This is a genomic window from Myroides sp. ZB35 (assembly GCF_001865835.1).
Taxonomy (GTDB): domain Bacteria; phylum Bacteroidota; class Bacteroidia; order Flavobacteriales; family Flavobacteriaceae; genus Flavobacterium; species Flavobacterium odoratimimum.
Genome location: NZ_CP017769.1, coordinates 325,284 through 338,368 on the forward strand (window position 1 = coordinate 325,284; position 13,085 = coordinate 338,368).

Here is a 13,085-nt window from a genome sequence, read left to right on the forward strand (position 1 = left end):
CTTTGTTAGTTATTATGGATTACTTGACCCAATCGTTCTTACCAGCGATACCTCCTGATACAATCAAAGTAATAGACATAACTAATAAAAATATCAAGGACATAGACCAAGACTGTGTCACATCGAATAATGCTCCAAATACAGGAGGCCCACATGCTGCGATTAGGTATCCGATAGACTGTGCCATACCTGATAATTCTGCTGCTTGGGTAGTGCTACTTGTACGCAATACGAAGAATAGCATCGATAAACTAAAGGCTAATCCGCTCGCTGTACCGATTAATACACACCATAGCGCGATCATATTTACCTTAAAGATCAATAAACCTGCTATCCCTATGGCAAACAATACTCCTGTACCGATAGCTAGCAGTTTTTGATTAGATAACTTACTCGCTATAATAGCTCCAATGAATGTCATAGGCAACTGTGCGAACTGCATATAAGACAATAACCATCCTGCATCCTCTTTAGGTATACCCCATGTGATAGCCACTTTAGGTAACCATGCTGCTAAACAGTAGAACAGTAGAGACTGTACTCCCATAAATACTGTAACTGCCCATGCTAGCTTAGATGAGTACATATTTACTTTTTTCTCTTCTGTGAAGCCTCTATTACTTCCTTCGATTGCTTGTTTCTTTTTTACTTGAGGAAGCCAAATCAATATAGTCGCGATACTCAGTACTAACCATACTCCTATCGAACCTTTCCATCCCATCTCTGTGAATTTACCCAAGCTAATACTAAACCCTGCTGCTAACGCTGCTGTTAGGTTCATAGCTACTGAATATATTCCCATCATGGTCCCTACATTCTTCTGATAATTACTTTTGATATAAGCTGGCATCAATACATTACCTACTGTAATCGCTATCCCTACTAAGGCAGCTCCTAAAAACAAAGTAACTAAACTACCATAAGGTCTAATGACTAATCCTATACTCAATAGAATTAATGATCCTAATAATACAAGCTCCATACCGTATCTACGTGAGATCTTTGGCACCATACTAGATAAGAATCCGAATGCCATTAAGGGTATCGTCGTTACTAATCCTGCTGTAGTGTTAGACAGAGCTAGTGATTTACTTATCTCTGATATAACAGGACCTACAGATGTAAGTGGAGCTCTTAGATTAGAAGCAATAAATATGATACCTAACAACATCAGTAATTTCTTCATTTTAGATATCTCTTCTATCTTATTTTCCATTGTTATTTAATTTATTATTTACACATTGTTATTTCTAGGTGCAAAATTAAATGATTATAAATGTTTATATTCGCCATAAATCATAACTAAAACGACAAGAATGAATACATCACAATTAGTCGATCAAGTTGGAAAGAAAGGTTTTTCTTGGCATGCTGAGCTTTGGAAGCACAACAATGAGTTTCACCATCATAAGAAAGCTCAACTCGTATATGTAGAATCAGGATATCAACATCTACACGTAGAGTCGTGCCAATTCTTATTACCTCAAAATCATGTGGCCTATATCCCATCCAATATGCCGCATAAGACTACGCATGCGTCTGAGCATATCTCTCTACATACACTATACTTCGATGTGGATGACTTACCTCCGTTTTATGATGAGTTATACCTATTCTCTATACCTAGTGTATTAAGAGAAATGATTATGTACACTGAGAAGTGGTCTATGAATATGGAATATGAGGAGAGTGAACAGACGTTCTTAAGAGCTATCTTATTAGAATTGCCTTCTTTTGTACAGAATGCTGTACCTCTTATCACTCCCGTACCACGTACCAATGCACTACTAGAAGTAACTGCTTATATACATAAACATTATCAATCTACTATCACTATAGATGAGTTAGCTCAACTGTCCTTTATGAGTATTCGTACCTTAGAACGTCAGTTTAAGAAAGAAACGGGTATCAGTATCGCTAAATATATACAGATGGCACGTATCATCAAGTCTATAGAACTGCTGAGTGAAGGACAATATACTATCAATGAGATAGCGTTACTCGTAGGGTATAACAGTGCTCAGTCTTACAGTAATGTATTCACTAAACTGATGGGACAACGCCCGACTGAGTTTATACAACATACATTCACGCTATAACTTATATCCTATCGTATATGAAAGATATTATCTCTCTACTACAAAAACAGAAACAAGACATAATCATAGAGCTAAAACATGGTGATACCACTAATCAATACCTAATAGCCCAATTAGACAAGTCTATCTCTTGGCTAACGATGGTAGAAGATCATCAGTTAGACACGGTTAATCACTATGATGTACATGCTCTACCTGATACTACTCATGGTATGTCTTATTATCACCTGATGATAGACTGTGAAAGTAGTGACCCCGTAGATTGGATAGAATATACTCCTCATAATCGTCCTATAGAGATGTGTATGGGAGATATCATTATAGTCAAAAAATAAAAAAAGTCGGTTTATTATAAACCGACTTTCTTGTATAATCTTCTTGTAATTAGTTTACAAGTGGTAAGAAACCATATTCTTTAGCATAACGCAACATTTGTTCTTCAAATGATTTAGGTTGTTCGATTACATAATCAGTCACCTCTCCTTTATCATTCTTCACTGGTACAATGTATGGGTTTACAAATCCTCTATATGGAGCAGAGTTAAACTTAGCATTGCGCTCTAAAACTTCTTTGTGGATAGCTTGATCTACTTTCACACCATAAGTCTCTACTAACGCTTGTCCTGCTTTATAATCACCCTCAGATTTGATACGTTGAGTCTCTTTTAAAAGTTGTCCGAATAGATCGTGTAATTTATCATAATCCGTAATATTATAATATGTCTTACCATCGCGAACTACTTTCTCTATTACATTATCCTTCTTCCCTTTTTCGAATACCCAAGCACTCACCCATTGGCGGTTACGCATATGAGCTTCTTCGATATCAGCACCTGGCTCTAAGCGCACTAACTGCGTCATTAATCCGTTACGGATATATCCATCATAAGCTGCTTTACCTACTGACTTCCAATCGTCAACTAATCCTAACTCTTGTAACTTAGGATTGTATAAATAGAATAGACCCACTAAGTCAGCACGTCCTTCTTCTAATGTAGAAGCATAACTCTTCAATGTTTCTTTTGGTTGTCCTACTCCTTTGTTGATTTGTCCAGATGCATGTCCGATTACCTCGTGAAGAGCTGTGTGTAGCTTATCTGCTAACTCACCATATTTCTCCTCTAATTGTAATTCTTCCTCATCGTGAACGAACTCTTTTAATTTATCCGAACCACCTGCATGATTATATGCATCGATAATATTACCTAAAGAGATAGACTTAGAACCGTGCTCTGCTCTAATCCAATCCGCATTCGGTAAATTCACTCCGATAGGTGTACTTGGCGATGCATCACCAGACTCAGACGCTACGATCACTGTCTTATACGATACTCCTGTTACATTTTTCTTTTTATGCTCTGCCATTAATGGAGAGTTATCCTCGAACCACTGAGCTTCTTTAGAAAGAACAGCCATCTTCTTAGACATATCAAAGTCGTTGATTTGAACAACGCTTTCGTAAGATCCTTTATGTCCTAATGGGTCTGCATATACTTCGATAAATCCACTGTTGTAATCAATATTTCCTTTAGTAGCTTTCACCCATGCAACGTTATAATCATCCCAAAGCTGAAGATCTCCAGTTTGGTAATATTTGATTAATAACTTAAGCGCATCTGCTTGCTCTTGGTTCTCTGCAACTGTAACAGCTTTTTCTAACCAAAAGATGATTTGATCAATAGCTGCTCCATACATTCCACCACTCTTCCATACTTTCTCTACTAACTTACCATTCTCTTTTACTACTTTAGAGTTTAGTCCTGTAGATAATGGACGATGTGGGTCTGGACTCTTCATCGCATTATAGAATGCCTCTACCTCATCTTCTGTAATCCCTTCTCCATAGAAGTTGACTGCAGATCCTTTTACAAGACCTTTCGCTAAATCAAGATTTACTTTTTTACTATCTACATTATTAAATAGAACATTCGCTACATTCTGATCTAATGTAGTATTAGTCTCTTTTAATAAAATAGAGAAATAAGCTTGAGAGAATCCAGGTTTTATCTTTTCGTTAGAATAATGGTGGTGAATACCATTAGAGAACCATACTCTCTTCACATACGTCACGAACTCTTTCCAATCCTCTGATTCTTTGTCTCCTTTATAGTTTTCGTAAATATTCTCTAATGCTTTACGAATAGTCAAATTGTGTTTATAGTTCTGATCCCAGATGATATCACGTCCAGCATACCCTGCCTGACTTAGATAATACACTAATTCTTTTTCTTTTAATGTTAGATCGTCCCATCCAGGTACTTGATATCTCAATACTTCGATATCTCCAAACTGATCCACACTGTAATCAAACTTTTCTGTTGTAGTCACTTCGCTTGCTCCTTTTTCTGCCTCTTTCTTGTCTCCACATGATAATAACATAGCGGAAGCCAATACGATACAGGCCATTGTATTTAATTTCATATTGTAGTTTTTTACCGTCTTTTGACAAATATATAAAATATTGCACTGAACGACTCTACTAATTCTCATTCAAAATTAGGAATCTAAAAAATTATCTCTTACTTCTTTAGATAATCATCTACAAAATGAGTCTCTGAATTAGGATTTTCAAATTTATCTTGATTGTATTCTTTTGATTTATTTTTAGGAATGGTTAAAGACTTCCACTCTTCATTGCGTATCATCTTTCCGATAAATACGATCTGCCCTATATGGTAAGGGTAATGTGCTAACTGTCGATATAAAGCTTCTGCTACCGTATGGTCTTGGTTTCTGATTTTTACTACTGTATTAATGTTCTCTTCATTAATACTATCTATGGTACTGAAGAGAACATTCCATGCCTTGTCCCAATTCGTTATAAGTTCATGTCTGTCATAAATCCCATCTGTGAACTCATCATCTCTGTTTCTCCATGGCTTCTCTCCATCTTCTGTAAAAAAGTTAGTAAAACGAGAAAGCAGATTACCCGTAATATGACGCATTAACATCGCTATAGAGTTACTCTCTACATTGACCTTTTGATTTAATTCATCTTGGGATAGAACTAAAACTGTTTTATCTACGATCATTCTATAGTACTCGAATTGCTTGCGAATACCTGCTAATTCTTGTATAGTCATAATATAAATTGTATTGAGTTAGTATTTTTTGTTATAGTCAATATTTGACCATTTGCAATTTAAAGTTTATAGACCATACCATTCGTTTATGAGCAAAAAAAATAACCCGAAGGTTATTTTTTCTTTACTAAGGGATGATTTAACCCCTTAACATTATTGTTAATTACATCGTATGTCTTTAGATGTTTGAAAAGCTCTGTCAAGTTTCTAAAACCATAGTCTCTCGCATCAAAACTTGGATTAAGCTTACGAAGGTTACCTCCTACTGTAGCGATATAAGCTTCTACCTCTTCATCTACAGACATATCGAACGCTTTATCTATCAGTCTATACTCTTTCTTAGTCAATGATTTAGTATCGTCATCATCTGTAGCTTCTACCTTTTTAGCATTACCATTCGCTTCTTTAACTGCTGTAGTTGCTTTAGGCATTAAGGTCTCACAATAAGTAAATATCTCACATGACTGAACGAAAGCATTCGGAGTCTTCTTCTCTCCTACTCCCATCACAAAGATACCTTCTTCTCTGATACGCTTAGCTAAACCAGTATAGTCACTATCACTAGATACGATACAGAATCCATCTACCATCTTAGCATGGAGAATATCCATAGCATCTATGATGAGTGAACTATCTGTAGAGTTCTTTCCACTAGTATAATTAAACTTCTGTATAGGCGAAAATGACAAGTCATTTAGTAATTCCTTCCAGCTATTCATTTGTGGTGTTGTCCAATCTCCATAAATACGACGGACAGTCACCTTCCCATATTTAGAAACTTCTTCTAAAATCTTATCCAACAACTTAGCTTGAGCATTATCCCCATCCACTAAGATTGCAATGTTGTTATTTTGTTTTTCCATCATATTTTCCTTTTCGAAAGCTCTAAAATACAAAAAATAGAACTACGTAAAGGGCATTGATGTCCAAAACATCTGTTAATAATTGATTTCTTTAATCAATTAATCTAAAAGTTCCTGTTACAAACTGACTTTCACGTTTGTGATCAGCTCCGTCATAAGACCAAAAAGCAGTTACTTCTCCTGTCTTCGTATTGATGATTTGACTAACTGTAAAGCCATCTTGTTCTATCCAGTTCAGAAAGTGTAAGTCCTCACCAAGTGCTTTGTAACTCATTTTCTCATCGCCTTCATTTACTGCTCCATTCTCACCTACTGTACTCCAGTGTAAGGTATCTGTACTCGTGTACTCAATAGTAGCTTTCATCTCTGGGAACTGTATTTCTGCTTTATGCCCAATTAAGGTACTAGTGTGGCTAGCACTAGTACTTTCTAATATTTCTGATGGAGTAGATTCTTTCTCTGTCTTTGACTGACATGCTCCTGCTGACAAGGCTATTGCCAATGAAGCTATTATTATTTTGTTGTTCATTATTCTATAATTTTAAAGCAAAATTAAATTGCTCTAAGATCAAAAACATTGAACTAGTTCAATAATTATTATTTTTTCTTACTGCGTATTTTACTCAAAAACTCTTGGGAAATACCTAGATAAGAAGCTATCTGAATATTAGTTAGACGTTGTACTAAGGATGGATATCGCTTACAGAAATCTTCGTACTCTGCTGTAGCATCCATTGACAACTTATTTACAATACGACGCTGAAGAGCGATACACTCTTGCTGAGTCATCCTTCTATATATCTTTTCTAAGACAGGTATTTCATCATAGAGCGCTTCTTTGCGTTCTTTCTTTATGAGTAATACCTCACTATCTTCTAATGCTTGTATAAATATCTTCGATGGTCGTTCATAATTATAGCTTTCTAGATCTGCTAACCACCAATCTTCTATAGAGAAATGTATGATGTGTTCTTCTCCTTTTTCATCCAAACAATATTCTTTAAAACATCCTTGTACTACAAAGGCTTCGAAGTCACATACAGCACCTGCTGTTAATAGATAATCTTTCTTCTTTACATAAACAGTCTGAAAAGAAGAGAGTATTAATTCCTTCTCTTCTTGTGTTAATATAACGCCTTTGCGTTCAAAATTATCTATTAATGAGGCTTTATTCATATTATTTATTTTTGAATCCATTTACCTTCTTTAGGCGCTTCATAAGCTTTCATCTTTTCTAAAAGTTCTTCTACCTCATCAGCTACCACAATCATGTCTTTGTTTATCTCTTTTAAGAACCCCATAGCTACCATCGTATCTATCATTTCTAATAGTGGATTATAGAATCCATCTATATTTAATAATGCCACAGGCTTTTTGTGTAATCCTAATTGAGCCCATGTTAGCATTTCAAAGAATTCTTCTAAGGTACCATATCCACCAGGCATTGTGATTACACCATCAGATAATTCGTCCATCTTAGCTTTGCGTTCATGCATTGTTTCGACCATAATTAATTCTGTTAATCCCTTATGACCTAACTCTACATCTGCCAAAAAACTAGGTAATACACCGATAACTTCGCCATCCCCCTTAAGAACACCGTCAGCAACTGCTCCCATTAATCCAACTTTAGCGCCTCCGTATACAAGCCCGATATGATGTTTAGCTAATTGTTCTCCTAATGCAAAAGCTTGTTTAACATAAATATCCTTAGTACCTGAACTAGAACCACAAAACACTGTATATCTCATTTATATTAATTTTAAATAGCGAAATAAAAAACTGAATATCAATAAATTACAAATAAAAATAAATATTTTATATAAAATCAAACATTTTTTGTTGTAACAATTTACTCAAAAGTATGACTATTATAGAAACCTTAATCAATTATTAGAAATAAACTTAACGAAAGAACTATTATGAAATTCAAATTAAGTGTTATCCTTTTCCTTACCATGGTTTGCTCTATTTATGCGCAACAAAAAGGAAAAATCACAGGAGCGATTTTTGACAAATCAATTAATCAATCCGTTCCTTATGCAACTATCTCTATTAAAGATGGAGAGACGATTGTAACAGGTGCTATGTCTGATGACAATGGAAAATTCGAATTAACTGTTCCTCAAAAAAAATATACTTTAGAAGTGCAGTTTATCGGTTACCAAACATATACTAAAGAATTTGAGTTAACTGAAGCTACTTATAACTTCGGTACAATTAACTTAACTCCTGAAGCGACAACTTTAGAAGGAGTTAATATTATCGCTGAATCATCTACGATAGAACAAAAGATAGATAGAAAAGTAATCAATGTAGGTAAAGACTTAACTACTGCTGGTGCTACTGCTGGTGAGATTATGAATAATATCCCTTCTGTAAATGTGGATAAAGATGGTAAGATATCTCTAAGAGGAAATGAAAATGTACGTATCCTTATCGATGGGCGTCCTACTAATATGTCTTCTGAACAGGTATTAAAACAAATTCCTTCTACTTCTATTAAAAGCATTGAGTTAATTACTAACCCTAGTGCTAAGTATAATCCTGAAGGAATGTCAGGTATTATCAATATCGTGTTACACAAAAATACAATGGATGGCTTTAATGGTTCTGTAGACACAGGAGTTACATTTGCTCATACTGTTAAGAATACTAACTCTATCAATGCTAACTATAGACAAGGTAAGTTAAACTTCTTCGCTAATGGTAGCTACTCGTATGGAAAGTATAAAAACGATGGTGATATGCTACGTACAGATATTATGTCTCCTACAGAAATTCGTATGAATAATAAGAACAAGAACTACTTCTATAAAGTAGGTATGGATTATTATATCAACGATAACAATACATTGTCATTCTATACTAATCAAAGTACAAATGATAGAACAACAGATATGGATAACGCGACTACATATCCTAAAAACTTATTCGAAGATATATTCCAAAAAACTGTTTATGATGGAGATAATAGATATAGTGCGTATAACTTAGCTTATAAACACCTATTTGAGAAAAAAGGTCATACTTTAGATATCGAAGGAAACTTTAGTCGTAACAAATCTACGAATGACGGAGACTACAATACGATTATAGGTAAAAATCCTAACCAAATTTATCAAGATAGAAACAATGATAAAAGTGATTTAACAACAATCAACATTGATTATGTGAATCCTTTAAACGATCATACTAAACTAGAAGTAGGAGCTGAAGCTAGAATCTCTAGAGCGGATAACAACTTTGATTCTAATAATCCTTTGATTCCTGAGAAGAATAAAAAGATTAACAATGAATACAACCAAGATATCTTCTCTGCTTATGTAACTTTTGGTCAAACTTATGGTAAGTTTAACTACCAAGTAGGAACAAGATTAGAAAGCTATAAAGTAGAATCTAAATTAGGAGGAACAACTACTTTTAAAGATGATTACGTTACCTTATATCCGTCTGTATACTTAGGGTATTCTATGACAGATAATGATATGTTCAACTTAAGTTATAGTAGACGTGTAGATAGACCTAGTATTTCTCAGACTAACCCTGTTAGACAATTCTCTACTCCATTAATGACAATGGTAGGTAATCCTGAATTAAAACCACAGTTTACGAACTCTGTAGAATTAAATTACACAAGAATGTTTAATAACAAAAGTAGTGTGACTGCTGGAGTGTACTATAGAAAGATCAATAAAGAAATCAACCACGTTATCTACGATGACCCAGACAATGATAACCCAAATGCTTTATTAATGACTTTTGATAACTATAAGTCTAATGATGCTTATGGATTTGAACTTTCTGCTAATATCAAATTAACTCCATGGTGGGATATGCAACCTGGTATTGATTTCTCTAGTATTAAACAGACTGGTTTTGTATCTCAGTTAAACAGTACGACAAATCAAATGGATTTTATCGAACGCGATATTACTGCTAGTGCATTCAATGCTCGTTTAAACAGTAACTTCAAAGCGACTAAAAACTTAAGATTTAACTTATTCGGATTCTATAGAGGTCCCGTAGATGGTATCACAATGGACTCTAAAGAGATGTATAAAATAGATGCTGGAGCTAGATACTCTTTACTTGAAAACAAATTAAGTATCAGTGCAAGATTCAATGATATCTTCAATACTATGAAGTTCAAATACAGTTCTCAGTACCCTTATGCTTCTAATGGACAATTTACATGGGAAAGTAGATCAGTTTACATCGGAGTAAACTATATGTTCGGAGGAGGAAAAGGACGTGCATTACAAAGAAAGAACAGAGATTCGAATACAAAAGAAAGTGGAGGTGCTGGAGGATTATTCTAAAAAGCTCCCCTACCAACCAATCAACAACAACTTTTTTCAATTATTGCTAAAAAAGCTGTTACCTTAAATGGTAACAGCTTTTTACTTTTAATATCTATCTGTGCTTCTCTAAGAACTGTAATACACTAAACATTGCTTTATTTCTAACTTCTTTCTTCGAGAGAAATAAGTCATGCATTCCATCCTCTATTACAGCTTTCTCTACACGATGTCCTATCTTACTACCTATCTTCTCAATATCTTTTACATTCAAGACGATATCTGATGTCATAGAAGTAGCAGTCCATTTTGAAGTACTTCCAGACTTATCGCTATACATTAGTAGAATAGGAAAGTCTTCATGCAATACTACCTCCTGAATTAACTCCTGTGTATGTTGCACTGCTAATATCCAACTATAGTATACAGCAAAAGGATTTATTGGTTTCCACTCTTTCTTGTACTCCCATTCTCCTTCATGATCTTTATGCAATGTCTTACCATATAACTCAGGCATCTGCTCTGCATTAGCAAAGATATCCTTACTCACTTTACTCCTAGCAACACTCCCCATAAAAGGCTTTACATAAAAAGGTACATTAAAATCAAAGAAAGGAGAATTTAATATTAGTCCTGACAACCTTTCTTTTAACAACCCAAACATAGCATAATACGTTGCTAATAATCCTCCTGTACTATGCCCTAATAAAAATAGTTGGGTATCTCTCTTTTCCTTTAGAATATACTCTATTCCATAATCGATATCAGGAAAGTACTCTCGCATCGACTTACAATAATTCGGATGCTGATGAGGCAATAACGAACGACCATACTTGCGCAAATCTATTGCATAGAAGTTTACTCCATGCTCATTAAAATAATCCATCAAGTGTATCTGAAAGAAGTAATCACAAAATCCGTGTATATACAGAATAGTCTGCTTATGCTCTTTCTTATTTCCTCTTGATTCTATTAATGTGGTGATTACCTTCCCTTCATAATCATTCTCAAAGGGATGTTGATGTGTTATATATTTATCAAATGTCAAATGTAAATTCATAGTATCCTTATTTAAAGTTTACTTATCCTTCATTACTCACTTTATTTGATGTCTACACATGCTATAATAAAGGAGAGAACAAACGAATAAAACTGTTTTTAAGACGTTGTTTCCAAGATCTTTTATTCCACCTGTGTAACTCTAGTTTAATAGAATCTCTACAGTCTCTATCAAACATTGTTTTCATTTTACGTGCAAAAGCCTCGTCATAAACCACAACATTCACCTCGAAATTCAAATCAAAGCTACGGTGATCTAAATTACATGTACCTATAGAACTCACTCCTGCATCTGTAACAAAGGTCTTCGCGTGGATAAATCCTTTCTTATATAAATAAATCTCTACACCAAACTCTAATAACTCTTGAAAATAAGACTCCGAAGCCCATTTCACGATATTAGAATCTGTAATTCCAGGCAGTATCATTCTAACGCGCTTACCACTTAATGCAGCCATTTTAATAGCTAGTTGTAATGATTCGTCAGGTATATAATATGGCGTAGTGATGCAGATCTCTTTTTCAGCAGTTTGTATCGCTTTTAAGACACTATATAGAATAGAAGGTACATCTGAGTCAGGTCCAGACGAAATAACCTGTAACGGCACTCCTATCTCATCATTATCATGAATAGGGAAATACTTCTCATCAAAGGCTAAGTCTTGCTTACTACAGAAATTCCAATCTGCCAAAAAGATATATTGTAACCCATAAGCTCCCGAACCTTTTATTCTAATATGCGTATCCCTCCAAAAATACTGATTAGAATCTTTCTTACGGTTATCGTAGCGATCAGAGATATTTATCCCTCCTGTATAAGCTATCGTTCCATCTATCACCACTATTTTGCGGTGATTTCGATAATTCATACGGTTAGCAAAAGCTAATAGAATAATCTTATTAAAGGGATAGGCTTCGACTCCATTCGCACGAAGATTGCGGACAATATTCTTTCGAATGCTTTTACACCCAAAGTCATCATAGATAAAACGTACCTTAACCCCCTCCTTTACTTTATTGATCAGGATACTTTCTATCTCCTTACCGATATCATTATTCTCATAAATATAATACTCGATATGAATCGTACTTTTAGCTGCTTTTAAGTCTTCTATTAGTCTTGGAAAGAACTCTTCTCCATTCTCTAATATTTCGGCTTTATTATCCACTAATAATGGACCTTCTCCCATAGTCGCACTAGACAACATCTTAATGAAAGAACGATTCCTTTGTACAATAGGGTTTCCTTGTTGTCTCTGATCTAGGTGAATGTCATTTAGACGTTTTGTTAATTTAGTGCTATACTCATCATTTACCTTAAGCTTCTTAGAATACATCTTTCTTCGTCGATAATTGATCCCAAAAGAAAAATAAAATAAAATACCAAAGATAGGCACAAAGAAAACTAACAACAGATAAGCTAATGTCTTCGAGATAGAGTCTGTATCATAGATAATGCGTACAGCCACAGCAATAGCTATAATAAAATATACTATCTCCAAATAGATAAACCAATCTGCTTGAACTCTCAAAAACATACTTCAGCGTATTTTTAATAATAACCTTTCTATATAAGTTAGATTTAGGTTATCTAAAAGTAAAAAATAAAAAGCAGTTAGAAGAGCATTTAGTACACAAAGTATTTGAAAACAAAAAAGTCTCCCTTTAAGGGGAGACTTT

Annotated in this window: 12 protein-coding genes; 3 read left to right on the forward strand and 9 right to left on the reverse strand. The window is 34.5% G+C overall.

Annotated elements, in window-relative coordinates; genetic code table 11:
- Nucleotides 1–19 precede the first annotated feature (19 nt).
- Nucleotides 20–1,216: a CynX/NimT family MFS transporter gene (locus BK054_RS01395; RefSeq protein ID WP_006267064.1), complete on the reverse strand. Its 1,197-nt coding sequence runs from the start codon at nucleotides 1,214–1,216 to the stop codon at nucleotides 20–22.
- Nucleotides 1,217–1,316: 100 nt separating this feature from the next.
- Between BK054_RS01395 and BK054_RS01400 the strand changes: the two genes are divergently transcribed.
- Together BK054_RS01400 and BK054_RS01405 are read left to right on the forward strand one after the other, a co-directional pair.
- Nucleotides 1,317–2,099 carry an AraC family transcriptional regulator gene (locus BK054_RS01400; protein WP_006264400.1) on the forward strand — a complete coding sequence of 261 codons (783 nt, stop codon included), beginning with the start codon at nucleotides 1,317–1,319 and terminating at the stop codon, nucleotides 2,097–2,099.
- A gap of 17 nt (nucleotides 2,100–2,116) precedes the next feature.
- On the forward strand, nucleotides 2,117–2,434 hold the full coding sequence (locus tag BK054_RS01405; RefSeq protein WP_006267063.1) for a hypothetical protein: 318 nt from the start codon (nucleotides 2,117–2,119) through the stop codon (nucleotides 2,432–2,434).
- Between the two features lie 49 nt (nucleotides 2,435–2,483).
- Here the strand turns inward: BK054_RS01405 and BK054_RS01410 are convergent, their stop codons facing one another.
- From BK054_RS01410 to BK054_RS01435, 6 genes are all read right to left on the reverse strand, one after another.
- A complete protein-coding gene (locus tag BK054_RS01410; protein WP_071306887.1) occupies nucleotides 2,484–4,520 on the reverse strand; it encodes a dipeptidyl-peptidase 3 family protein in 2,037 nt (678 codons plus the stop codon).
- Between the two features lie 98 nt (nucleotides 4,521–4,618).
- Nucleotides 4,619–5,182, reverse strand: a complete 564-nt coding sequence (locus tag BK054_RS01415) for a DUF1572 family protein (protein ID WP_006261943.1) — start codon at nucleotides 5,180–5,182, stop codon at nucleotides 4,619–4,621.
- 113 nt (nucleotides 5,183–5,295) lie between these two features.
- Nucleotides 5,296–6,048, reverse strand: coding sequence for an NYN domain-containing protein (locus tag BK054_RS01420; RefSeq protein WP_006261944.1), 753 nt, complete (start codon nucleotides 6,046–6,048; stop codon nucleotides 5,296–5,298).
- A gap of 88 nt (nucleotides 6,049–6,136) precedes the next feature.
- On the reverse strand, nucleotides 6,137–6,574 hold the full coding sequence (locus BK054_RS01425; RefSeq protein WP_006267061.1) for a MoaF-related domain-containing protein: 438 nt from the start codon (nucleotides 6,572–6,574) through the stop codon (nucleotides 6,137–6,139).
- 68 nt (nucleotides 6,575–6,642) lie between these two features.
- Nucleotides 6,643–7,221, reverse strand: coding sequence for a Crp/Fnr family transcriptional regulator (locus tag BK054_RS01430; protein WP_006267060.1), 579 nt, complete (start codon nucleotides 7,219–7,221; stop codon nucleotides 6,643–6,645).
- Between the two features lie 5 nt (nucleotides 7,222–7,226).
- Complete coding sequence (locus BK054_RS01435) at nucleotides 7,227–7,796, reverse strand: TIGR00730 family Rossman fold protein (protein ID WP_006267059.1); 570 nt, start codon at nucleotides 7,794–7,796, stop codon at nucleotides 7,227–7,229.
- 171 nt (nucleotides 7,797–7,967) lie between these two features.
- On the opposite strand from BK054_RS01435, the gene BK054_RS01440 reads away from it, so the two are divergent.
- Nucleotides 7,968–10,367 (forward strand): outer membrane beta-barrel family protein, encoded by a 2,400-nt coding sequence (locus BK054_RS01440; RefSeq protein ID WP_006267058.1) that lies wholly within the window; start codon nucleotides 7,968–7,970, stop codon nucleotides 10,365–10,367.
- A 94-nt stretch (nucleotides 10,368–10,461) separates the two neighbouring features.
- On the opposite strand, the gene BK054_RS01445 is transcribed toward BK054_RS01440, so the two are convergent.
- Both BK054_RS01445 and cls read right to left on the reverse strand, forming a co-directional pair.
- Nucleotides 10,462–11,406 (reverse strand): alpha/beta hydrolase, encoded by a 945-nt coding sequence (locus BK054_RS01445; protein ID WP_006264405.1) that lies wholly within the window; start codon nucleotides 11,404–11,406, stop codon nucleotides 10,462–10,464.
- Between the two features lie 61 nt (nucleotides 11,407–11,467).
- Nucleotides 11,468–12,943, reverse strand: a complete 1,476-nt coding sequence (cls, locus tag BK054_RS01450; protein ID WP_006261950.1) for a cardiolipin synthase — start codon at nucleotides 12,941–12,943, stop codon at nucleotides 11,468–11,470.
- Nucleotides 12,944–13,085: the final 142 nt, after the last annotated feature.